Below are 24,885 nucleotides of genomic sequence, written 5' to 3'. Positions count from 1 at the left end.
GGGTACGCCTCAAAAAGTATGCATGAATTATACATACCCGTCGCATCCGGAACAAACCTCCCGATATGTGACCCTGATCCCGCGTCAGTCGCAGCCGGGGGTTAGACTCGCCCAGCAGCCCTGCTGCGCCCCGGCTGGACGCCCCGGCGTTCCAACCGCACCTATCCGCTCCATAAATAAGGAAGTTTCATGCGCGCGCTCGCCCTTGCCCTGATCCTCGCAGCCCCGCTGGCCGTTTCGACGACCTCCGCCCATGCCAACCCGTTCGGCGCCTACACCACCGGCATCGAGATCACCCAGCAGCAGATGGACACCCTGGAAGTGGGCAAGACCACCCAGGACAACATCCGTGAGAAATTCGGCGCCCCCGGCCGCCGCGAACAGCTGGGCGACACCCAGGTCTGGTACTACGACTTCGTGAAGATCAAGAGCTTCGGCAAGAACATCCAGGAAGCGACCGTACTGGAGTTCAACAAGCAGGGCGTGCTGACGGCCAAGTCCAAGAGCAACGCTGTCGGCAAGACCGGCAATCCACTGATCGATGCCGCCAACGGCAAGTAAGTCCTGCAGCCGATGCATTCCTGGACGGGGCGCCCATGAGCGCCCCGTCTGCGTGCGGGCCGGCGCAAAAACGATGCACACGCTGACACGAAGGCTACACACACCGCTGTAACCTTGCGTTCCAAGCCTGCCGGGTCATTGCCGGGCACTGGATCGCCGATACTGGGCAGGATCCGGGGCCGGAGTGCCACCGGCAAACGCAAGCAGGCCCGCCCATGCGGGCCACTGCAAGCCATCCGCAAGAGGAGTCATCCCGCATGAGCGATTCGTTCTCCACCCGCAGCCAGCTGGACGTCGGCGGCAAGACCTACGACTACTTCAGCCTGCCCAAGCTGGGCCAGCGCTTCGACATCTCCCACCTGCCCTACTCGATGAAGATCCTGCTGGAGAACCTGCTCCGGCACGAGGATGGCGGCGTCACCGTCGGCAAGGATCACATCGAGGCCGTCGCCCGCTGGCAGCCCAGCGCCGAACCGGATACCGAAATCGCCTTCATGCCCGCTCGCGTGGTCCTGCAGGACTTCACCGGCGTGCCCTGCGTGGTCGACCTGGCCGCGATGCGCGATGCGGTGGTCAAGCTCGGCGGCCGCCCCGAACAGATCAATCCGCTGATTCCCTCCGAACTGGTCATCGACCACTCGGTGCAGGTGGATGTGTTCGGCAAGCCCGACGCACTGGACCTCAACGGCAAGATTGAATTCCAGCGCAACCAGGAACGCTACGGCTTCCTGCGCTGGGGCCAGAAGGCCTTCGACAACTTCAAGGTGGTGCCGCCCAACACCGGCATCGTCCACCAGGTGAACCTGGAAAACCTGGCCCGCGTGGTGATGACCGCGGACAAGGACGGCAAGGCCGTTGCGTATCCGGATACCGTGTTCGGTACCGACAGCCACACCACGATGATCAACGGCATCGGCGTGCTCGGCTGGGGCGTGGGCGGCATCGAAGCCGAGGCCGCCATGCTCGGCCAGCCTTCGTCGATGCTGATTCCGCAGGTGGTCGGCTTCAAGCTGACCGGCAAGCTGCCCGAAGGCGCCACCGCCACCGACCTGGTGCTGACCGTCACCCAGATGCTGCGCAAGCTCGGCGTGGTCGGCAAGTTCGTGGAGTTCTACGGTGATGGCCTGCAGCATCTGCCACTGGCCGACCGCGCGACCATCGGCAACATGGCCCCCGAATACGGCGCCACCTGCGGCATCTTCCCGATCGACAACGAATCGCTGACCTACCTGCGCCTGTCCGGCCGCAGCGAAGAGCAGATCGCCCTGGTCGAAGCCTACGCCAAGGCGCAGGGCCTGTGGCACGACGCCAACAGCCCGCATGCGCAGTACAGCACCACGCTGGAACTGGACATGGGCACGGTGAAGCCCTCGCTGGCCGGCCCCAAGCGCCCGCAGGACCGCGTGCTGCTGGAAGACGTGCAGAAGAACTACCGCGACGCGCTGGTCGGCATGACCGCCAACCGCGACAAGCGCAGCGAGGATGTCTCCACCTTCGTCAATGAAGGCGGCGGCGCCGCAGTGGGCAACGAGCAGCTGGCCAAGGGCTACGCTGACATCGAGATGGACGGCCGGAAGGTGCGGCTGAAGGATGGTGCGGTGGTCATCGCCGCCATCACCTCGTGCACCAACACCTCCAACCCGGCGGTGATGATCGGCGCCGGCCTGCTGGCCCGCAACGCGGCCGCCAAGGGGCTGGACCGCAAGCCGTGGGTCAAGACCTCGCTCGGCCCAGGCTCGCGTGTGGTCACCGACTATCTTGAAAAGGCCGGCGTTCTCACCGAGCTGGAGAAGATCGGCTTCTACGTGGTGGGCTATGGCTGCACCACCTGCATCGGCAACTCCGGCCCGCTGCCGACCGAAGTCAGTGCCGGCATCGCCAGTGGCGACCTGGTGGTGACCTCGGTGCTGTCGGGCAACCGCAACTTCGAGGGCCGCGTGCACCCCGAAGTGAAGATGAACTACCTGGCCAGCCCGCCGCTGGTGGTGGCCTACGCCATCGCCGGCACCACCGACATCGACCTGACCACCGAACCGCTGGGTATCGGCAGCGATGGTCAGCCGGTGTACCTGCGCGACATCTGGCCGAGCAACAAGGAGATCGGCGACGTCATCGCCGCCACCGTCGGCCCGGAGATGTTCAAGCAGAACTACGCCGACGTGTTCAAGGGCGATACCCGCTGGAACACCATCGCCTCGCCGGACGGTGACCTGTACGAATGGAGCGACGCGTCCACCTACATCAAGAACCCGCCCTACTTCGATGGCATGACCATGCAGGTCGGCAGCATCGATGATGTGCACGGCGCGCGGGTGATGGGCCTGTTCGGCGATTCGATCACCACCGACCACATCTCCCCGGCCGGCAACATCAAGAAGGATTCGCCCGCAGGTCGCTTCCTGCAGGAGCGCGGCGTGCAGCCGGCCGACTTCAACAGCTACGGCAGCCGCCGCGGCAACGATGACGTGATGGTCCGCGGCACCTTCGCCAACATCCGCATCAAGAACCTGATGTTCGGTGGCGAAGAAGGCGGCAACACCCTGTACTACCCGGCCAACGGCGGCCAGCCGGAAAAGCTGGCAATCTACGATGCGGCGATGAAGTACAAGGCCGACAAGGTGCCGCTGGTGGTACTGGCCGGCAAGGAATACGGCACCGGCTCGTCGCGTGACTGGGCCGCCAAGGGCACCCTGCTGCTGGGGGTGAAGGCGGTCATCGCCGAAAGCTTCGAACGCATCCACCGCTCCAACCTGGTCGGCATGGGCGTGCTGCCGCTGCAGTTCCGCAACGGCGAAAACGCACAGTCGCTGGGCCTGGATGGATCGGAAGTGATCGATGTCACCGGCCTGCAGGACGGCGCCAGCAAGCGCGCCACGGTCACCGCGACCAAGGCCGATGGCACGAAGAAGACCTTCGAAGTCTCGGTGATGCTGCTGACCCCGAAGGAAGTGGAGTACTTCCGCCACGGTGGCCTGCTGCAGTACGTGCTGCGCCAGCTGGCAGGTCGCTGAACCCTTCCATGGACCCAATGGGCGGAAGCCCGGCCCCCGCGCCAGCGCGGGGGCGCTGCGGAGGCGCGCGAACCCGTGGTTCGCAAGCGCGCCTCCTCGCCCACCACGGCGGCCTGCTGCAGTACGTGCTGCGCCAGCTGGCTGCCAGGTAACGGGTAGCGCCGGGCCATGCCCGGCGGATCCCGGAAACAAACGAAAAGGGCCGGATCCTCACAGATCCGGCCCTTTTCTTTGCTGCTCGCCGGGCGTGGCGGCCCGGCGCCACCTACCGTCGCGGCGCGTCCGGGTCGGTACGCAGCGCCTTCAGCAGGCCCCACATGTAGAACGCCAGGATGAACGAGAACGGCAGGCCGCACAGCACCACCGCCGTCTGCATCGCGCTGAAGTTGCCGGCCAGCAACAGGCCGACACTGGCCACGGTGATGCCCGCCGCCCAGAACACGCGCAGCCAGATCGGCGCGTCATGCCCATCCTCCACGCCATCATCGACACGCCGGGTACACAGGTTGGCGATCATCAGCGTGCCCGAATCGACCGGGGTCAGGAACAACACGAAACCAATGACCACTGCCGCACCAGCGATGTACGGCGCCGCGGGCAAGTATTCCAGCAGCTTGAACAGGGTCATCGCCGCATCGTGCTGAGCCACTTGGCCCAGCACTGCCTGGCCGTGGTTCAGCACCAGGTCGATGGCGGTGTTGCCGAAGATCGACAGCCACGCCAGGGTGAAGCCCAGCGGGATCAACAGCACGCCCATGATCACTTCGCGGATGGTGCGGCCGCGCGAGATGCGCGCCACGAACAGGCCCACGAACGGCGCCCAGGCAATCCACCACGCCCAGTAGAACAACGTCCACGAGCCCATCCACTCACGCCCCTTCGGGTCGTTGAGGTACATGTCGAAGCTCTTGCGCACGAACGCGCCCAGGTAATCGCCGGTGTTCTGTACCAGGCCATCGAACAGGTGCAGGGTTGGCCCGGTCACCAGCACGAACAGCAGCAGCAGGCACAGCAGGCGCACGTTGAGGTTGGACAACCAGGCGATGCCCTTCTCCACGCCGGCGACCACGCCGATGGTGGCTACGACCATCATCACCAGCACGATGGCCACCAGCACCTGCGGCGTATCCGGGATGTGGAACAGGTAGACCAGGCCGGACTGCACCACCAGTGCACCGATGCCGAGGTTGGTGACCATCGAGATCAGCGTCGCGAGGATGCCGAAACCATCGACCATGTCGCCGATGCGGCCATGGATGCGCTCGCCGAAGATCGGGTACAGCGCCGAACGCAGGGCCAGCGGCAGGTTGCGGCGGTAGGCGAAGTAGCCCAGCGCTACGCCGACCAGCGCGTACAGCGCCCAGCCATGCAGGCCCCAGTGCAGGAAGGTCAGCACCATCGCTTCGCGGCCAGCGGCGACGGTGCCGCCGGGCTGCCCGGGCGGGTTGAGGAAATGATCGAGCGGCTCGTAGGCGCCGTAGTACAGCAGCGCGATGCCGATGCCGGCCGAGAACAGCATCGACACCCAGGCCACGTAGCCGAAGGCCGGCGATTCCTCGTTATGGCCCAGGCGGATGCGCCCATATGGCGAGAACGCCAGCCACAGCACGAAACCCAGGCAGGCCACGATCAACAGCATGTACCACCAGCCGAACGCCGCCGAGACCTCGGCCTGTGCCCATTGCAGCCAGTGCTCGCTGGCCTCCGGGAAAAAGACGGTCAACGCACCGAGGATGCCGATGGAGACCGACGAACTGAAGAACACGAAACGGTTCAAGCGCAGGGGCGAGCGCTTGGGATGAGCCAGGGAAGACATGGGGTCGTCTCATCAGTCCAAGGGGGCACATGGGCGGGGCCGGACCGGAAACCGGGCCCATGGCGTGGGGGCGCGACCGGCATCGTAGGGTTTATTGATTGAACGTTCAATCAATAAAAAGTATGATCTTCACCAGCCCGGCAGTCCGGGTCGCAATCCGTGGAGAGACAATGCCGAAGAAAGGCGTGGAACCGGTCCGTCGCGAGCAGTTGATCCGGGCCACTTTCCAGACCATTGACGAGATCGGCATGGCCGATGCCACCGTCGCCACCATCGCAAAGAAGGCCGGCCTGTCCAGCGGCATCGTCGCCCACTACTTCGGCGACAAGGACGGCCTGCTCAATGCGGCGATGCGGCAGATCCTGCGCGAGCTGAAGGCAGCCGTCGCCCGCTATCGCGACGCCGCGGCAGACGACGCACGTTCACAGCTTCGCGCCATCGTCGATGGCAACTTCGACGACAGCCAGACCAACGGGACCGCCATGCGTGTATGGCTGACGTTCTGGGCCGCGAGCATGCACCAGCCGGAACTGACCCGGCTGCAGCGCGCCAACGACCAGCGACTGTTCTCCAACCTCTGCCACCAGTTCAACCGCCAGTTGCCGCATGCGCAGGCACGCCTGTCCGCACGCGGACTGGCCGCGATGATCGACGGCCTGTGGCTGCGCGGCAGCCTGGTCGGTGGTGACTTCAACGCCGACAAGGCCCGCCGCATCGCCTACGGCTACATCGATTTCCAATTGCAGGCCAACGCGCCCTGAGCGCGCCACGACCCCGCCCCACCCCTTCCAGGAGCAAGCCGATGACCACCCTGCCCGTGCAACAGCTCTACATCCACGGCCGCCGCGTCGACGCCACCAGTGGCAAGACCTTCCAGACCGTCAACCCTGCCAATGGCCAGGTGCTGGCTGAAGTGCAGATCGCCAGCCAGGCCGATGTCGAACGCGCCGTTGAAAGCGCCAGCGAAGGCCAGAAGGTGTGGGCAGCGATGACCGCCATGGAGCGCTCGCGCATCCTGCGCCGTGCCGTCGAGATCCTGCGCGAGCGCAACGATGAGCTGGCCCACCTGGAAACCCTGGATACCGGCAAGGCGCTGGCCGAAACCACCACGGTGGACATCGTCACCGGTGCCGACGTGCTGGAGTACTACGCCGGCCTGGCCACCGCCATCGAAGGCATCCAGCTGCCGCTGCGCGAATCGAGCTTCTTCTATACCCGCCGCGAGCCGCTGGGCGTGGTCGCCGGCATCGGCGCCTGGAACTACCCGATCCAGATCGCCATGTGGAAGTCGGCCCCGGCCCTGGCCGCCGGCAATGCAATGGTGTTCAAGCCGTCCGAAGTGACCCCGCTGACCGCGATCAAGCTGGCCGAAATCTACACCGAAGCCGGCGTGCCAGACGGCGTGTTCAACGTCGTGCAGGGCCCGGGCCGCGAGATCGGCAACTGGCTGACCGAGCACCCGGTGATCGAGAAGATCTCCTTCACCGGCGGCGTGGCCACCGGCAAGAAGGTCATGGCCAGCGCCGCGTCCTCGTCACTGAAGGAAGTGACGATGGAACTGGGCGGCAAGTCGCCGCTGGTGATCTGTGACGACGCCGATCTGGACCGTGCCGCCGACATCGCGGTGATGGCCAACTTCTTCAGCTCCGGCCAGGTCTGCACCAACGGTACCCGCGTGTTCGTGCCGCGCAGCATGCTGGCCGCGTTCGAAGCTGCCGTGGTGGAGCGCGTCAAGCGCATCCGCATCGGCGACCCGATGGCTGAAGAGACCAACTTCGGCCCGCTGACCAGCTTCCCGCACATGGAAAACGTGCTGCGCTTCATCGAAAGCGGCAAGAGCGAAGGCGCGCGCCTGCTGACCGGCGGCGCTCGTGCCACCGACGGTGCCCTGGCCGACGGCGCCTACGTGCTGCCGACGGTGTTCTCCGACTGCCGCGACGACATGACGATTGTCCGCGAAGAGATCTTCGGGCCGGTGATGAGCATCCTCGCCTACGACGATGAGGACGAAGTGATCCGTCGCGCCAACGACACCACCTTCGGTCTGGCCGCAGGTGTGGTCAGCAAGGACATCAGCCGCGCACATCGCATCATCCATCGCCTGGAAGCCGGCATCTGCTGGATCAACACCTGGGGCGAGTCGCCGGCGGAAATGCCGGTCGGCGGCTACAAGCAGTCCGGCGTTGGCCGCGAGAACGGCATCTCCACCCTCGGCCACTACACCCGCATCAAGTCGGTGCAGGTCGAACTGGGCGACTACGCCAGCGTGTTCTGACCGGCGCGTCCTGAGCACCGCCCATCGTCCGGCCACCGCGCCGATCCGACATTCCGCCGGGACGCCTGCATGCAGCGCGCCCGGCCTGCAGGAGAGCAACCATGAGCACCCATAACGAGTACGACTACATCATCATCGGCGCCGGTTCGGCCGGCAACGTGCTGGCCACCCGCCTCACCGAAGATGCCGATGTCAGCGTGCTTCTGCTGGAAGCCGGTGGCCCGGACTACCGGCTCGATTTCCGTACCCAGATGCCCGCCGCACTGGCCTTCCCGCTGCAGGGCCGCCGCTACAACTGGGCGTACAAGACCGATCCCGAGCCCTTCATGAACAACCGCCGGATGGATTGCGGTCGTGGCAAGGGCCTGGGCGGTTCGTCGCTGATCAACGGCATGTGCTACATCCGCGGCAACGCGATGGACTACGACAACTGGGCCGGCATGCCGGGCCTGGAAGACTGGACCTACCTGGACTGCCTGCCGTACTTCCGCAAGGCCGAAACCCGTGACATCGGCCCGAACGACTACCACGGCGGCGACGGCCCGCTGCGCGTCACCACGCCCAAGGCCGGCAACAACGAACTGTTCGCGGCGATGGTCGAGGCCGGCGTGCAGGCCGGTTACCCGCGCACCGACGACCTCAACGGCTACCAGCAGGAAGGCTTCGGTCCGATGGACCGCACGGTCACGCCGAAGGGCCGTCGTTCCAGCACCGCCCGTGGCTACCTGGATCTGGCCAAGCCGCGCCCGAACCTGACCATCGTCACCCACGCGCTGACCGACCGCATCCTGTTCTCGGGCAAGCGCGCAGTGGGCGTGCAGTGGCTGCACAACGACCAGCCGCAGCGCGCCACCGCACGCCGCGAAGTGCTGCTGTGTGGTGGTGCCATCGCCTCGCCGCAGATCCTGCAGCGCTCCGGCGTCGGCCCGGCCGACCTGCTGCGCAGCCTGGACATCGACCTGGTGCACCACCTGCCCGGCGTCGGCGCCAACCTGCAGGACCATCTTGAGATGTACCTGCAGTACGAGTGCAAGAAGCCGGTCTCGCTGGCCCCGGCACTGAAGCTGTACAACCAGCCGGCGATCGGCGCCGAATGGCTGTTCCTGGGCACGGGCATCGGCGCCAGCAACCAGTTCGAAGCCGGCGGCTTCATCCGCAGCGATGCCGAATTCGACTGGCCCAACCTGCAGTATCACTTCCTGCCGGTGGCGATCAACTACAACGGCTCCAACCCGATCAAGGCGCACAGCTTCCAGATGCATGTCGGCTCGATGCGCTCGCCCAGCCGCGGCCGCATCCACGTGCGCTCGAAGGATCCGCGCGAAGATCCCAGCATCCTGTTCAACTACATGTCGCACGACCAGGACTGGCGCGAGTTCCGCTCGGCAATCCGGATCACCCGCGAGATCTTCGCGCAGCCGGCGCTGGCACCGTACAGCGGCCGCGAGATTTCGCCGGGCAGCGCGCTGCAGACCGACGCGCAGATCGATGCGTTCGTGCGCGAGCATGCCGAGACCGCCTACCACCCGTCGTGCTCGAACAAGATGGGCCACGCCGATGATCCGATGGCGGTGGTTGACGGCCAGGGCCGCGTGCACGGTCTGGAAGCCCTGCGCATCGTCGATGCCTCGATCATGCCGCAGGTGGTCACCGGCAACCTCAACGCACCGACCATCATGATCGCCGAGAAGCTGGCCGATGTGATCCGTGGCCGCGCGCCGCTGCCGCGCAGCACGGCTTCGTACTACAAGGCCAACGGCGCGCCGGTGCGCAACAAGAGCTGAGTCTCCGGCCATCGGAATCATCCGCCGGGCATGGCCCGGCGCTACCAAGCGGGCTTTGCCTTCGGTCGACGGGCATGGCCCGGCACTACGAGGCGGGCTTTGCCTTCGGTCGCCGGGCATGGCCCGGCGCTACCAAGCGGGCTTTGCCTTCGGTCGACGGCATGGCCCGGAACTACGAGGCGAGCTTTGCCTTCGGTCGCCGGGCATGGCCCGGCGCTACCAAGCGGGCTTTGCCTTCGGTCGACGGGCATGGCCCGGCACTACGAGGCGAGCTTTGCCTTCGGTAGCGCCGGGCCATGCCCGGCGGCTTTTGGCGCATACGGCCGCGCAGTGTCCACCCTCTTCGCGTTTTCCCTACGGGACGGTATGCTGCGGAGAGCGGTTCTGGCGGATACTGTCCGCGCCGCACCCATCATTACGATTCCTGGAGGGGGAATATGAGTCTGGATCGTCCCTGGCTGCAGAGCTATCCGAAAGGCGTTCCCGCCGAAATCGACGTCAACGAGTTCCATTCGGTAGTTTCGGTCTTCGACGCCTCCGTCGCGAAGTACCGCGACCGACCGGCCTACTCCAGTTTCGGCAAGACCCTCACCTACGGTGAGACCGACGCCCTGGTCGAACAGTTCGCCGCTTACCTGCTGGGCGAGCTGAAGCTCAAGAAGGGCGACCGCGTCGCCCTGATGATGCCCAACTGCCTGCAATACCCGATCGCCACCTTCGGCGTGCTGCGTGCCGGCCTGACCGTGGTCAACGTCAACCCGCTGTACACCGCGCGCGAGCTGAAGCATCAGCTGGTCGACGCCGGCGTGACCGCGCTGGTGGTGGTGGACAACTTCGGCGACACCGTCGAACAGGTCATCGCCGATACCCAGGTCAAGCAGGTCATCACCACCGGCCTGGGCGACCTGCTCGGCGCCAAGGGCACGATCGTCAACTTCGTGCTCAAGTACATCAAGAAGATGGTGCCCAACTACCACCTGAAGGGCGCGATCCGCTTCAAGCAGGCGCTCAAGCTGGGCAGCCGCCACACCCTGCCGAAGGTCGAGATCGACCATGACGACGTGGCGTTCCTGCAGTACACCGGCGGCACCACCGGTGTCGCCAAGGGCGCGATGCTGACCAACCGCAACCTGATCGCCAACATGCAGCAGGCCTCGGCCTGGATCAGCGCGTCGGGCATCGAGATGGGCAAGGAATGGATCATCACCGCCCTGCCGCTGTACCACATCTTCGCGTTGACGGCGAACGGCCTGGTCTTCATGAAGTTCGGTGGCTGCAACCACCTGATCACCAATCCACGTGACATGAAGGGCTTCGTCAAGGAGCTCAAGTCGGTGCGCTTCACTGCGATCACCGGCGTCAACACGCTGTTCAACGGCCTGCTCAACACCCCCGGCTTCGACACCGTCGATTTCTCCTCGCTGAAGGTGACCCTGGGCGGCGGCATGGCCGTGCAGCGTGCGGTCGCAGAGCGCTGGAAGAAGACCACCGGCGTCACCCTGGTCGAGGCCTACGGCCTGACCGAGACCTCGCCGGCGGCCTGCATCAACCCGCTTACCCTGGCCGAATACAACGGCTCGATCGGCCTGCCGATCCCCTCCACCGATGCCTGCATCAAGGACGACAACGGCAACATCCTGGCGCTGGGTGAAGTGGGCGAGCTGTGCATCCGCGGCCCGCAGGTGATGAAGGGCTACTGGCAGCGCCCGGAGGAAACCGCCAAGGCCATCGACGCCGACGACTGGCTGCACACCGGCGACATGGCGAAGATGGACGAGCACGGCTTCTTCTACATCGTCGACCGCAAGAAGGACATGATCCTGGTGTCCGGCTTCAACGTGTACCCCAATGAAGTCGAAGACGTCATCGCGATGATGCCGGGCGTGCTGGAAGTGGCCGCGGTCGGCGTACCGGACGAGAAGTCCGGCGAGGTGGTCAAGGTGGTCATCGTCAAGAAGGACCCGAACCTGACCGCCGAGATGGTCAAGGAGCACGCCCGGGCCAACCTGACCGGCTACAAGCACCCCAGAATCGTTGAATTCCGAAAAGAGCTGCCGAAGACCAACGTCGGCAAGATCCTGCGTCGCGAACTCCGCGATACGCCCGCCCCGTAAGGGTTTCGGGAAAGTTGAACGCGCTCAGGCCCGGGTCGGCAACGACCCGGGCCTTTTCGCATGCGCGGGCCCGGGGCCGGTGTAGCATCGCCGCGTGAGTGGACCGTTCGGCCCGCCGGCCACCACCTTGATCTGCGGGCCGCACCGCCGAGGACCCTTCCATGAGTACCATCGAAAAGCTGCCCAGCAGCGGCTCGCCCTATGCCACCATCCGCACCCAGGACAGCGCCGACGGCGCCGCACACTGGCTGTTCATGCACGCCGATGCCTCCACCGGCGTGCGTCCCTGCTGCCGCAAGGACATGCTGGACGAGATGTGGAGCTACATGAGCGCCATCACCCGCGGGCCGGCGCAGCGCCACAGCGGCCAGCTGCGCCATTTCGTGCTGGCCTCCGACGCCGCCGCCTACAACCTGGGCGGCGACCTGGACCTGTTCACCCGCCTGATCCGCGAAGGCAACCGCGACCTGCTGCTGACCTACGCCCAACGCTGCGTGGAGGGCGTTCACCACCTGCACACCGGCTTCGGCGGCGACGTCCGCTCGATCGCCCTGATCCAGGGCGATGCGCTGGGCGGTGGCCTGGAAATGGCCCTGGCCTGCCACACCATCGTGGCCGAGGAAGGGTGCGGCATGGGCCTGCCCGAAGTGCTGTTCGGCCTGTTCCCGGGCATGGGCGCCTACTCGTTCCTGTGCCGCCGGGTGGCGCCGCAGCTGGCCGAGAAGATCATCCTCGATGGCCGTATCTACAGCGCCGAGGAGATGCACGCGATGGGCGTGGTCGACGTGCTGGTCAGGAAAGGTGAAGGCCGCGGCGCGGTCGAAGAGATGATCCGCCAGCAGCAGCGCCTGCCGCAGTCGTACCTGGCAATGAACGCCGCGCGCAACCTGGCACAGGCCGTCAGCTATGACGAACTGCTGGAAATCACCAAGGTCTGGGTCGATTCGGCACTGGCCCTGGGCGATCGTTCGCTGCGCACCATGGACCGTTTGATCAAAGCGCAGACCCGACGCGCCAATCTGGATGTGGCCTGATACGTTCCCCTCCCCCGCAGGGTTCAAGCCCGGCTGGCCACCGGGCTTTTTTTATGGGGTGCACAGTCATCGACAACCCGCCGCGCAGGCCCGGCAGGCCTGGCTCTACCGCTCGCCGTCGTCGGCCACGCCGCGTGCCTTGCGTTCGGCGCGCGCATCCAGCGCCTGCCGGCCTTCCTTGATGGCCCCCTGCAGCACCGCAAGACGCTGCCGCCATTCGGCCTTGAGCTGCCAGTCGGCCATCCGCATCAACTCACCGGCGCGGTTGGACGCGCGCACCAGGCCCAAGTTGCTGGCCACGCCCTTGATCGCATGCGACTGTTCGCGGAAAGCACCCCAGCGTGCCGCTTCACCATCACCTTCGGCCTTGCGCAGGCACGACTCGGCATCGTCCAGGCACTGGCGGATGAACTCGCGCTCGAAACCCTCGCCCATTCCCAGCGAGGCCAGCTCATCAAGCACGCCGGTATCGAGCACGCCATCGAGGTTGGTGACGGTGCGCACGATCGGCGGCGCACTGGCCTTGAGCTGAGCGTTGTTGGCAATCTCGGCCAGGGTGTCCAGCAGTCGCACGGCCACCACGGGCTTGGCCAGGAACGCATGTGCACCGGCCTGGGTACAGCGCTGGATGGCTTCGGGAGTGACGTCGGCGCTGAGCACCAGCACCGGCGTGCGCGGGCCGCCGCCGGCCTGCATCACCCGCAGCTCCTTCAGCATGTCCAGGCCACTCATGCCCGGCATGTGCAGATCGACGATGGCCGCATCGAACTCGCTTTCAGCCAGTGCGTCGAGCACCGCCTCGCCACCATCGACGCACAGCACCTTGTGCCCCGCCTTCTGCAGCAGCCGCTGCAGCACCATGCGGTTGGCCTCGTGGTCGTCGGCGACCAGGATCTGCATGCTGCGCACGCGCGCGCGATGGCGCAGGAACGGATCGGCGAAGGCGATGACGTTGCCGCCGGCACCGGTTTCGTCGCCAGCAGCAAGGGTCGGTACCGCACCCGGGACCACCGGCTGCGGCGGCGCGAACGGCAGCTCCACCCAGAAGTGGCTGCCCTGCGGCGGGTTGTCCAGGTAACCGATCTCGCCGTCCATCGCTTCGACCAGCCCCTTGGCGATGGTCGTGCCCAGGCCGGTACCCTCATGGCGGCGGGCCATGCTGACGTCAGCCTGCTCGAAGGCCTCGAACAGACGCGGACGCATCGCCGGTGCAACGCCGATACCGGTGTCGAGAATGTCGAAGCGCAGCCGCACCCCACCCTGGGTGTCGGCGTGGACAACGCTGACGCGGATCTCGACCCGGCCGTGATCGGTGAACTTGACCGCGTTGCCGGCCAGGTTGAGCAGGATCTGCCGCAGATGCCCGACGTCGCCGCGCAGGGTCGGCGGCACGGTCTCGGCCACCTTCACCCGGTAGTCCAGGCGCTTGGCCTTGGCCTGCGGCAACAGGATCAGGCCGATCGCCTGCATCACTTCGGAAAGAACGAAATCCTCGGCGACCACGCGCAGCTTGCCGGCCTCGATCGCCGAGATGTCCAGCACTTCCTCGACCAGCGCCAGCAGGCTGCGCGATGACGCCTGGATGGTACTCACGCACTCACGCTGCTCGTCATCCAGGCGCGTGGTCGCCAACACTTCTGTCATGCCATTCAATCCATTGAGTGGGGTACGAAACTCGTGGCTCATGTTGGCCAGGAATCGACTCTTGGCTTCGCTGGCGCGCCGCGCCTCGGCCATCGCTTCGGTCAACTGCCGCAGCAGCGTGGAAAAATACAGGGGAACCGCCGCCAGGCCAAGCCACAGGCCGATGGCCAGGCGTGCGTTCTGTTGCCAATAGGGGGTCGACAGCGCGGTACTGCCGAAGCTGACCATCGCCATCGCCACGGCCACATACAGGTAGTGGTTGCCGAAGCGCATGCCGTTGCCCACCGTCACCCACATCACCACGATGTAGACCCACGACAGCGGCTCGCCCATCTGGATCATGCCGGCGGCGATCAGGCCGTAGTCGGCCAGCATGCCCAGTACGCGGCGCGGATCGGAACGCTGCGGCCGCCACAGCAGCCAGCCGAACAACAGCAGCGACAGACTCAGCCCCGTCAACACGATCGCCAGCACACCGACATACTGGGTGTGCGGCAGATCGTGCCGCGCCGAAGGCAGCAGCACGTAAGCCAGGATCAGGCTGATCAGGACGATGCGGACGATCTGCTGCCCGTGCTCGCTGTCCTGCCGCTGGGACAGGCGCAACCGCAATCGCGACAGCAGGCGTTTCACGCGCCCAGTCCCGGCCGTGCAGAGGCGGTGGAGTGCTCGGCGCAGATCTGTTCCAGCTGCTCGCGGCCGCGCAGCAACGCGTCCACGCAACGCGGATCGAACAGGCGCCCGCGCTGGGCATACAGGTAGGCCATGGTGGCTTCCATCGTCCACGCCTCCTTGTAGGGGCGCGGCGAGATCAGCGCATCGAACACGTCGGCCACGGCGACGATGCGTGCCTCCAGCGGAATCGCATCGCCGACCAGGCCATCGGGATAACCACTGCCGTCGTAGCGCTCATGGTGACGCAGCGCGATCAATGCACCGACCTGGATGAAGCGGTTCTGGCTGCCGCTGAGCAGTTCATGGCCAATGCGTGGATGCCGTCGCATGATCGCCAGCTCCTCATCATTGAGCTTGCCCTGCTTGAGCAGCACCGCATCGGGAATGGCGATCTTGCCCATGTCGTGCAGCGGCGCGGCCATCTCGATCAGCTTGACGTCGTCTTCCGGCAGGCCCAGCTGCTCGGCGATCAGGCCAGCCACGCGCGCCATGCGCTCAAGGTAGGCACTGGTGCCGGCATCACGGAACTCGATCGCACGCGCCAGCCGCGAAAGCGTCTCGCGCTCGCGCTCCTCCACCTCGTGCATGCTGGCCAGCAGCCGCTGCTCCAGCGACAGCGCACGCTGCTTCACGTTCTCGGTCTGCTGGCGCAGCTGCAACAGGTTGTAGCAGCGTGCGCGCAGTTCGCGCGGGCGGATCGGCTTGACCAGGAAATCAATCACGCCGGCTTCCAGTGCTGCCTGGCGGATCGGCTCATCACCCACCACGGTGATCAGGATCACCGGAATATCGCGATGTTTGGGCAGCCGGCGGAAGCGGCGGGCGAATTCAAGCCCGTCCATCTCCGGCATGCGGTAATCGAGAAGCAGCAGGTCGACCGGGTACGATTCGCACCATGCCAACGCCGTCAACGGATCGCCGAAGTCATGCACGCTCAGTTCCGGCGCGATGTCCTCGATGACGTGACGGAGCATCGTCCGTGCGGAAGTCTGGTCATCGACGATGACGATGTTCAAGGCGTTCTCTGCCTGCTTTCTCGACCATGCTGAAAGGTCAGCGGGCGAGGATACCCCGCCGCTGTGCACGCTGGCACCCTGCATCGGCTCGACTCCCGTCACAAGCTCCCCGATTCATGATCGTCGTCACAATGTGAAGCGGATTCTCCACATCGCGGCCTCCCCTGACCCCATGAAGCCATAGCCGGTGTCAAGGTTGTGCAATAACGATACGCCGAGTGCGGGATGCGTCAATGGCGCCGTCTCAAACCGAGACGACGCGCACAAACGGACGCCGAAAACGCCGGTTACTGCTCCGGACGCATGTACGGGAACAGCAGCACGTCGCGGATCGAGCTGCTGCCGGTCAGCAGCATCACCAGGCGATCGACGCCGATGCCAAGGCCGCCGGTCGGCGCCATTCCGTACTCCAGCGCACGGATGTAGTCGGCGTCGTAGTGCATGGCCTCGTCATCGCCGCCTTCCTTCGCCGCCACCTGCGCCTGGAAGCGCTGGGCCTGGTCTTCCGGGTCGTTCAGCTCGGAGAAGCCGTTGGCCAGCTCCTTGCCGTTGACGAACAGTTCGAAGCGGTCGGTATAGCCCGGATCGTTGTCGTTGGCGCGGGCCAGCGGCGAGACCTCCACCGGGTGATCGGTGATGAAGGTCGGCTGGATCAGGGTGTGCTCGACGGTGGCTTCGAAGATCTCCAGCAGCAGCTTGCCCCAGCCGTAGGACGGCTTGACGCGGATCTTCAGGCGCTCGCAATGGCGCAGCAGCGCGTCACGGTCGGTGCAGTCGGCCGCGGAGATTTCCGGGTTGTGGTGGCGCACCGCCTCGTCCATGCGCCAGCGGCGGAACGCCGGGCCCAGGTCGATGTTGGCGCCGTCCCACTCGACCACGGTGGTGCCGTTCACCGACTGTGCCACGTCACGGATCACGCCTTCGGTCAGGTCCATGATCTCGTTGTACGTGGCATAGGCCTCGTACAGTTCCATCATGGTGAATTCCGGGTTGTGGCGGGTGCTGACGCCTTCGTTGCGGAAGTTGCGGTTGATTTCGTAGACGCGTTCCAGGCCACCGACGGTCAGGCGCTTGAGGTACAGCTCCGGCGCAACGCGCAGGTACAGGTCAAGGTCCAGCGCGTTGTGGTGGGTGGTGAACGGCTTGGCCGCCGCGCCGCCGGGGATGTAATGCATCATCGGCGTTTCGACTTCGAGGAAGTCGCGGTTGTCCAGCCATGCACGCATCGCACGGATGATCTTCGAGCGCTTGATGAAGACCGCGCGCGACTCCGGCGTCACGATCAGGTCGACGTAACGCTGGCGATAACGCTGTTCGACGTCGGCCAGGCCATGCCACTTGTCCGGCAGCGGGCGCAGCGACTTGGTCAGCAGACGGATCGATTCGGCCTTGACCGACAACTCGCCGGTCTTGGTGCGGGTCAGGCCACCTTCGACAGCGATGATGTCGCCCACGTCCCAGCCCTTGAAGGCGGTGTAGGCATCACCCAGCACGCTGCCCTGCAGGAACAGCTGGATGCGGCCCGATTCGTCCTGGATCTGGGCGAAGCTGGCCTTGCCCATGACCCGCTTGGCCATCAGGCGACCGGCCATCTTCACCTGGCGGCCGTTGCCTTCCAGGGTTTCGGCGGTCCACTGCTCCGCATCGGCGAATTCTTCCTGCAGGCTGCCGGCGAAGTCCTCGCGACGGAAGTCGTTCGGATACGCGATCCCCTGCCCGCGCAGCGCTTTGAGTTTCTCACGGCGCTCGGCGATCAACTTGTTTTCGTCGACGGGGGGGGTATCGGTAGCTTCGCTCATGGATCTGCGGGAATCGTGTAGTGAGGGGGAGTGTTGCGCCCGGCGCAGCCGGTTGCCCAGCATACCAAAAGCGCCCCGCCCCGGCCTCGGGCCGCCCCTGCTGCGGTAGCCGCCAACCTTGGTTGGCGCTCACCGTGTCGACCAAGGTCGACACCTACCGGGCTCCCAGGAACGCCTGCCGCAGTCGATCAACCTCGATCCACCGCCCTGGTAGCCGCCAACCTTGGTTGGCGCTCTACCGAGCCGGGCATGGGGAGGCATCCACGCATGGTCTGGATCTACTGTGTCGACCAAGGTCGACACCTACCGGGCTCGGGGGTCGACACCTACCGGGCTCGGGGGGCGACGCCTACGGGGCTCCGGGGGGCGACACCTACCCGTTTCCCGGGAATGCCTGCCGCAGCTCATCCACCAGCACCCGCTGGTTCTCCGAATAGTCCACCGGCACCGACACCAGATGCACGCCGCCCGCGGTGAACGCTGCTTCCAGGGTCGGAATGAACTGCTCGATCGCCGTCACCTCGTGCCCGTGGCAGCCATAGGCCTCGGCGTATTTGACGAAATCCGGATTGCCGAAGGTCATGCCGTAGTCGGCGAAACCATCCACCGCCTGCTTCCAGCGGATCATTCCGTAGGCGCCGTCGTTGAGGATCAGCACTACCAGGTTCAGGCCCAGCCGCCGCGCGGTCTCCAGCTCTTGGCTGTTCATCATGAAACCGCCATCGCCACACACCGCCAGCACGCGGCGCTGCGGGTACAGGATCGAGGCCATGATCGCCGACGGCAGCCCCGCGCCCATCGTCGCCAATGCGTTGTCCAGCAGCAGTGTGTTGGCCACCTGGGTGCGGTAGTTGCGCGCGAACCAGATCTTGTACATGCCATTGTCCAGCGCCACGATGCCATCCGGCGGCATCACCTGGCGCACGTCATGCACCAGCCGCTGCGGCGTGAAACCGGCCTCTTCGGCGCGGTCGGCGATGTGCTCCAGGATCGTCGCGCGCAGCGGCAGCAGTGCAGCGGCGTTGTCCACCCTGCCCTCGATGCGGTCGGCCAGCAGGGTCAGCGAGCGGCCGATATCGCCGATCACCTCCACCTGCGGGAAGTACACCTGCTCCACCGCGGCCTGCGAGTAGCCGATGTGGATGACCGTGCGGCCACCCGGGCGCATCACGAAGGGCGGCTTCTCCGTCACCTCGTGGCCAATGGTCACGATCACATCGGCCTGATCGATGGCCATGTGCACGTAGTCGCGCTCGCTCAGTGCCGCCGTGCCCATGTACAGGCCAGAGCCACCGGCCACCGCGCCCTTGCCCATCTGCGTGGTGACGAACGGGATGCCGGCCCGCAGTACGAAGGCCGACAGCGCTTCGCTGGACTGCGGTCGCGACGCCGCCGAGGCGATCACCAGCAGCGGACGCTTGGCCTCGCGGATGATCTGCGCCGCACGGTCCAGCGCCTCGGGACTGGCGATCGGCCGATCCACCGGGTGTGGCGGGATCAGTGCAACGTCCTCGACCTCCATCGCCGCGATGTCCTCGGGCAGTTCCAGCAGCACCGGCCCGGGGCGCTCTTCCAGCGCGGTGCGGAAGGCCTCGCGGACGATGGTGGGGATGGTGCGCGCCGAAACGATCTGCCGCGCCGACTTGGTCAGCGGCTTCATCGTGCTGACGATATCCACGATCTGGAAGCGCGCCTGCTTGCTGGCCACGATGCCCTTCTGCCCGGTGATCATGATCACCGGCCACGCGCCGAGCAGTGCGTAGGCGGCACCGGTGGTGAAGTTCAGTGCACCCGGGCCGAGCGTGGCCAGGCACACGCCGGGCTTGCCGGTCAGGCGGCCGTAGGTGGCGGCCATGAACACGGCAGCCTGTTCGTGGCGGGTGATGACCAGCTCGATGCTGGAGTGGCGAAGCGACTCGACGACATCGAGGTTCTCTTCACCGGGAATGCCAAAAATGCGCTCGACGCCCTCGTTTTCGAGTGCGGCGACGAGCAGATCGGAACCCTTGGACATGGAATGACGTCCTTCTCGCAGTGCGTGATGATGGAACGTTGCAGGGATGCTGACAGGAACGGTGGATGGCCCGCGTCAACGGCGGTCGAACCACACCGTCTGCGCGTTGACGAACTCGCGGATGCCGAAGTGCGACAGCTCGCGGCCGAAGCCGCTTTTCTTCACTCCGCCGATCGGCACGCGTGGATCGGAGGCAGAGAAACCGTTGACGAACACGCCACCGGTCTGCAGCCGGCGCGCCAGCTGCATCGCGCGGGCGTGGTCGCCGGTCCACAGATTGCCGCTCAGGCCGAACTCGCTCTGGTTGGCCAGTTCCACCGCATGGTCGGCGTCGCGCGCGCGGCTGATCGACGCCACCGGCCCGAAGGTCTCGGTGTCGAAGGCCTGCATGCCCGGCTCGACACCCGCCAGCACGGTGGGTGCATAGAAACTGCCGGGGCGATCGAGCTGCTTGCCGCCTACCAGCAACTGCGCACCGGCCTCGACCGACGCACGCACCTGTGCATCAAGCTGTTCAAGCAGGTCCTGCCGGGCCATCGGTCCGATCCGGTTGCCGGCCTCGCGGCCATCGCCCACGGTCAGCGCCTGCACGCGCTCGCAGAACAACGACACGAAACGCTCATACACGGCGTCTTCGACGATGATGCGCTTGCCGGCAATGCACACCTGCCCGGTGTTCTGGAAGCGCGAGGCCACCGCGGCATCGACCGCTGCCTCCAGGTCGGCGTCGGCCAGCACGATGAATGGATCCGAGCCACCCAGCTCCAGCACCACCTTCTTCAGCGCCTGCCCGGCCTGCGCGGCGATGCTGCGCCCCGCAGCGACGCTGCCGGTCAGGGTCACGGCAGCGATGCGGTCATCGGCGATGGCGGCACTGGTTCCCTCGCGGCTGATGTTGGCGGCGATGAAGGTGCCGTCCGGCAGGCCCGCATCGCGCCACGCAGCGGCGAGCAGCCCGGCGGTGCCGACGATGTTCTCGGCCGGCTTCAGCAGGAAGCCGTTGCCGCCCATGAGGATCGGCACGGCCGCGCGCATCACCTGCCAGTACGGGAAATTCCACGGCATGATGCCGAGCACAACGCCCAGCGGCAGGTAGGAGACATAGGCCTTGTTGTCGGCCACCGCGGTCGGCTCGTCGTGCAGGAACGCCGCACCGTTGTCGGCGTACCAGTCACACAGCACCGCGCACTTCTCGATCTCGGCCAGCGACTCGGCGTGGACCTTGCCCATTTCGGCAGTGGCCATCGCGGCCAGCGGTTCACGGTCGCGGCGCAGCACGGCAGCCATCGCACGCAGCACGCTGGCGCGTTGTTCCAGTGACTGCGCGCTCCAGGCTGCAAAACCGGCCTGGCCGCGGTCGAGGATGGCTTCCAGTTCGGCGTCGGTGGCGAAGGGGTGGCTGGCGATCTGCTGGCCGGTCGCCGGATCGCGGGAAATGGCAGCGGGGGCTGCGGGGGAAGCGGACATGCAGGTCTCCTGTTGTCTCGACAACGGGCGGCTGCCCGTTTCCTGACAACGAATGTGGACCCGATCGATGGCAGCAACAAGGCGTCTGCGTATCCTGTGACCTGTACTTACCTGCCTGAATGGGGTGGTTTCCCGGCAGGGCTGCGCCCTGCACCCGCGGAGGCAACAGCAACGGCAGAAGCAACAGCAAAAGCGGCATTCCGTGAGATGGCGGGGTGGGTCCGGTGGCGGGGGACGCTGCAAGTACGTCCATGTAAGCTCGGTCGCCGCATCCATGCGGCTCACGCCCCCGCAACCGGACCCACCCCGCCTTCGACAGATTCCCGCGGTCTGTTGGAACGGCTCTTGGGGTCAGATCCGCTTTCCGAAGGAAACGGATCTGACCCCAGATGTATTTCGATATCTGACAGATTTCATCCACGCATCGCGTGGATCAACGTGTCGACCAAGGTCGACACCTACCAACAGCAGCGGAGATCTGTCAGAGGTGGGGCGGTGTCGGAGTGCGGGGTGTCCGCGGCATGGATGCCGCGGCCAAGCCTACACGGACGTACTTGCGGCGTCCCCGCACTCCGACACCGCCCCACCAACTCACGGAAAGCCCGCTATTGCTGTTGCTGTTGCTGTTGAGGTTGCCGGCCAGCGGCCGGCACTACAGCAGGTGCAGGGCTGCAAGCCCTGCCGACCAACCTACCTTCGCGGCAGGTAGGTCACCAGTGACAGGTCATGCCGGCTCTCCGGCACCAGCGCCACGTACTGCAGGTCCAGCAGCCCGCGCGTGGGATGGTTCAGCTTCTTCGCACCTTCGTCGAAACGACGCACATCGTGCTCCGGCCACCACTGGCGGAACTGCTCGCTGTGCGCACCGATGTCCTCGGCCAGTGCCAGGAACGGCGCCTTGTCCGGCGCCTGCGCCATCGCCGCGCGGAAGCTGGCCAGCAGCCCGCGGGTCATTTCTTCCCAGTTGAGGATCAACGTGCGGTAAGGCGGATACAGGAACATCAGCCGCAGCGTGTTGCGTTCGTGCGGCGCCAGCTGACCGTAATCAACAAACAGATCGGCGATGGCCGGGTTCCAGGCCAGGATGTCGAATCGGGTATTGCGCACGTAGGCCGGGATCGGCTGCATCGCCTCCACCAGCTGGCGCAGGCCGTCGGTCACCGTCTCGTCGGGCGATTCCAGCGGCACGCCATAGCCGGACAGCGCGAACGCGTAGGCGCGCTCGTCGTCGCTCAGTCGCAGTACCTGCGCCAGGCGCTCCAGCACTTCGGGCGAGGCGCGCACTTCGCGGCCCTGCTCGATCCAGGTGTACCAACTGACACTGACCCCGATCGCCAGTGCGACTTCCTCGCGCTTCAGGCCCGGCGTGCGTCGGCGGCCGGCTGGCAGCCCCAGCGTTGCTGGGTCGACCCGCGCACGGCAGGCCTTGAGAAAGCCTCCCAGTTCCTTGCGTTCGGCTTCACTGCGCATCATCGCCCTGCCCTGCAGGTTTCAACGGCGTTGCGGGACGCCGAAGACGTCCCGCAACGCAGGGCCCGGGCAGCGGACGGTACCGCTGTCGCCGGGCACGCATCAGGCATCGATGCGCTTGGAGCCAACCGCCAGGCCGGCCTTCAGGCTGGCCTCGACGAACTCGTCCAGGTCACCGTCGAGCACCTTCTGCGTATCCGAACGCTCGATGCCGGTGCGCAGGTCCTTGATACGGCTCTGGTCGAGCACGTAATTGCGGATCTGGCTGCCCCAGCCGATATCGGACTTGGTGGCTTCCACCGCATCACGCTCGGCGTTGCGCTTCTGGATCTCCAGCTCGTAGAGCTTGGCGGCCAGCATCTTCATCGCGTTGTCGCGGTTCTGGTGCTGGCTGCGGCCGGTCTGGCAGGCCACGACCGTGTTGGTCGGGATGTGGGTGATACGCACCGCCGACTCGGTCTTGTTGACGTGCTGACCACCGGCACCGGACGAGCGGTACACGTCGGTACGCAGATCGGCCGGGTTGATGTCGATTTCGATGTTGTTGTCCACTTCCGGCGACACGAACACCGAGGTGAAGCTGGTATGGCGGCGGTTGTCCGAGTCGAACGGCGACTTGCGCACCAGGCGGTGCACGCCGGTCTCGGTCTTCAGCCAGCCGTAGGCGTAGTCGCCTTCCACGCGGAGCGTGGCCGACTTGATGCCCGCGACGTCGCCACCGGACACTTCCATCAGCTCGGTCTTCCAGCCACGCGATTCACACCAGCGCAGGTACATGCGCAGCAGGATCTCGGCCCAGTCCTGGGCTTCGGTACCACCGGCACCGGCCTGGATGTCGACGAACGCCGGGGCGGTGTCCATCTGCCCGGAGAACATGCGCTGGAACTCCAGCTTCTCCACGTGCGCCTGGTGCTTGTCCAGGTCGGCCACCACGGCCAGCGCGGTGTCCTCGTCCTGCTCGGACTCGGCCAGCTCCAGCAGTTCGGTGGCGTCGCTCAGGCCTTCCAGCACCGCGGCGATGCCGCCCACGGTCTTTTCCAGGGTCGAGCGCTCGCGCCCCAGGTTCTGGGCGTACTCGGCGTTGTTCCAGACGTCGGGGCTTTCCAGCTCCCGCGTTACTTCCTCAAGACGCTCTTTCTTGGCGTCGTAGTCAAAGATACCCCCGGAGCGACAACACGCGATCGGTCAGATCGGCGATGCGCTGGCGGACAGGATTCAGTTCGATCATGTCGGCGGTTATGCATTCAAAAGATGACTGCAAATGATACCGCAGGCCGGGGTGAACCGGCGCAGAAGCCGGTCCCGCCCTGCCACGCCCCTTACCCGCCCAAGGCCTGGCGCAGCAACGGCAGCTGGCGTCGGCTGCAGGGTACCTTGGCCCCATCGGCCATGTGCAGCAAGGCCTCGCCCCCATCCAGCGGCTCGATCGAGCGCAGCTGGTCACGGTTGACCAGCCAGCTGCGGTGGCTGCGCAGGAACAGGACCGGGTCCAGCCGCGCCTCCAGCACTGCCATGGTGATCCGCAGCGGGTAGTCATGCCCGCGCACCCGCAGGTTCACATAGTTGCCGGCGGCCTGGGCGTACTCGACGTCGGCCGTGGCCACCAGGAACTCCTTGCCCAGCTTGCGCACAAGGAAATGGTCGGGGCGATCGACCGGTTCGACCGGCGGGCCCTCATCGGGGGCGGCAAGCAGGGTCGCTTCACCCTGGCGGCGGCGGCCGAACCAGGCCAGGGCATGGACTGCCGAGACCAGCAGCGCATAGGTCTGGATGTCCTTGAAGAACTCGTAGAACCATTGCGCCGGCCAGTCCCCAAAGGTGTAGTGGCTGCCAAGCACGGCGTGGGCGGCCTTGCGCAGCAGGACCATCGCACTCACATGCAGCAGCCACCACGCAACCGCGCCCAGCAGATACGGCGCCAAGCGCTGTCGCCAGGTATCGGCGTGCAGCGGCCAGCGCGACGCGGCGCGGATCAGCACCGCCAGCAGCAGCAGCGACACCAGCGCACTGCTGAACTCGTCAATCGTGGCCGCCATCCATTGGGAGGGCAGCCCATCGCGCGCCGCCATCATGGCCTTGGCCAGCACATTGGCCGCCGCCGTCCCCAGGAACAGTACGACCCAGAACGCGGCTGCCTGCCGCCCTTGCCTGCCGTTGCCCATCGATTCGCCACGCACGTCCGGGTCCTGCTGGTTGTACTCATCC

Annotated in this window: 16 protein-coding genes; 7 read left to right on the top strand and 9 right to left on the bottom strand. The window is 65.9% G+C overall.

Going from position 1 to position 24,885, the window contains the following annotated elements; genetic code table 11:
- Positions 1-189 precede the first annotated feature (189 nt).
- A complete protein-coding gene (gene bamE, locus LC407_RS06320) occupies positions 190-561 on the top strand; it encodes an outer membrane protein assembly factor BamE (RefSeq protein ID WP_025878954.1) in 372 nt (123 codons plus the stop codon).
- Positions 562-818: 257 nt separating this feature from the next.
- Positions 819-3,572, top strand: a complete 2,754-nt coding sequence (gene acnA / locus LC407_RS06315; protein WP_223482433.1) for an aconitate hydratase AcnA — start codon at positions 819-821, stop codon at positions 3,570-3,572.
- Positions 3,573-3,837: 265 nt separating this feature from the next.
- Here acnA and LC407_RS06310 read toward each other — a convergent pair whose 3' ends face one another.
- Positions 3,838-5,388: a BCCT family transporter gene (locus LC407_RS06310; protein WP_025878952.1), complete on the bottom strand. Its 1,551-nt coding sequence runs from the start codon at positions 5,386-5,388 to the stop codon at positions 3,838-3,840.
- Positions 5,389-5,558: 170 nt separating this feature from the next.
- On the opposite strand from LC407_RS06310, the gene betI reads away from it, so the two are divergent.
- The 5 genes from betI (at position 5,559) to LC407_RS06285 (ending at position 12,595) form a co-directional block, all read left to right on the top strand.
- Positions 5,559-6,149: a transcriptional regulator BetI gene (betI, locus tag LC407_RS06305; protein WP_099818365.1), complete on the top strand. Its 591-nt coding sequence runs from the start codon at positions 5,559-5,561 to the stop codon at positions 6,147-6,149.
- 41 nt (positions 6,150-6,190) lie between these two features.
- Positions 6,191-7,663: a betaine-aldehyde dehydrogenase gene (betB, locus tag LC407_RS06300; protein WP_223482432.1), complete on the top strand. Its 1,473-nt coding sequence runs from the start codon at positions 6,191-6,193 to the stop codon at positions 7,661-7,663.
- A 101-nt stretch (positions 7,664-7,764) separates the two neighbouring features.
- Positions 7,765-9,447 (top strand): choline dehydrogenase, encoded by a 1,683-nt coding sequence (betA, locus tag LC407_RS06295; protein WP_025878949.1) that lies wholly within the window; start codon positions 7,765-7,767, stop codon positions 9,445-9,447.
- A 437-nt stretch (positions 9,448-9,884) separates the two neighbouring features.
- On the top strand, positions 9,885-11,561 hold the full coding sequence (locus LC407_RS06290) for a long-chain fatty acid--CoA ligase (protein WP_025878948.1): 1,677 nt from the start codon (positions 9,885-9,887) through the stop codon (positions 11,559-11,561).
- 161 nt (positions 11,562-11,722) lie between these two features.
- Positions 11,723-12,595 carry a crotonase/enoyl-CoA hydratase family protein gene (locus tag LC407_RS06285; RefSeq protein WP_025878947.1) on the top strand — a complete coding sequence of 291 codons (873 nt, stop codon included), beginning with the start codon at positions 11,723-11,725 and terminating at the stop codon, positions 12,593-12,595.
- A 105-nt stretch (positions 12,596-12,700) separates the two neighbouring features.
- Here the strand turns inward: LC407_RS06285 and LC407_RS06280 are convergent, their stop codons facing one another.
- The 8 genes from LC407_RS06280 to LC407_RS06245 form a co-directional block, all read right to left on the bottom strand.
- Positions 12,701-14,872: a response regulator gene (locus tag LC407_RS06280; protein ID WP_032975476.1), complete on the bottom strand. Its 2,172-nt coding sequence runs from the start codon at positions 14,870-14,872 to the stop codon at positions 12,701-12,703.
- Positions 14,869-16,014 (bottom strand): two-component system response regulator, encoded by a 1,146-nt coding sequence (locus LC407_RS06275; RefSeq protein WP_025878945.1) that lies wholly within the window; start codon positions 16,012-16,014, stop codon positions 14,869-14,871. Before LC407_RS06275 ends, LC407_RS06280 begins: the two co-directional genes overlap by 4 nt.
- A gap of 203 nt (positions 16,015-16,217) precedes the next feature.
- The gene (lysS, locus tag LC407_RS06270; RefSeq protein ID WP_025878944.1) at positions 16,218-17,729 is read right to left on the bottom strand and encodes a lysine--tRNA ligase; all 1,512 of its coding nucleotides are present in this window, start codon (positions 17,727-17,729) and stop codon (positions 16,218-16,220) included.
- A gap of 373 nt (positions 17,730-18,102) precedes the next feature.
- Complete coding sequence (locus LC407_RS06265) at positions 18,103-19,743, bottom strand: acetolactate synthase large subunit (protein WP_099783886.1); 1,641 nt, start codon at positions 19,741-19,743, stop codon at positions 18,103-18,105.
- A gap of 75 nt (positions 19,744-19,818) precedes the next feature.
- Entirely contained in the window at positions 19,819-21,210 is a 1,392-nt protein-coding gene (locus LC407_RS06260; RefSeq protein WP_223482431.1) for an NAD-dependent succinate-semialdehyde dehydrogenase, read from the bottom strand.
- Between the two features lie 690 nt (positions 21,211-21,900).
- On the bottom strand, positions 21,901-22,683 hold the full coding sequence (locus tag LC407_RS06255; RefSeq protein WP_025874707.1) for a helix-turn-helix transcriptional regulator: 783 nt from the start codon (positions 22,681-22,683) through the stop codon (positions 21,901-21,903).
- A gap of 99 nt (positions 22,684-22,782) precedes the next feature.
- Positions 22,783-23,908 (bottom strand): peptide chain release factor 2 gene (prfB, locus tag LC407_RS06250; RefSeq protein WP_099818762.1). Its coding sequence is split into 2 segments (ribosomal slippage): positions 22,783-23,832 and positions 23,834-23,908, totalling 1,125 coding nucleotides; the frame shifts between segments, so codons are not numbered across the junction.
- Between the two features lie 91 nt (positions 23,909-23,999).
- Positions 24,000-24,842 (bottom strand): LytTR family DNA-binding domain-containing protein, encoded by an 843-nt coding sequence (locus LC407_RS06245; RefSeq protein ID WP_223482683.1) that lies wholly within the window; start codon positions 24,840-24,842, stop codon positions 24,000-24,002.
- Positions 24,843-24,885 lie beyond the last annotated feature (43 nt).

The organism is Stenotrophomonas sp. OVS01A (assembly GCF_019969775.1).
GTDB classification, from domain to species: Bacteria; Pseudomonadota; Gammaproteobacteria; order Xanthomonadales; family Xanthomonadaceae; genus Stenotrophomonas; species Stenotrophomonas indicatrix.
This window is presented reverse-complemented; position numbering and strand designations above follow the sequence as displayed.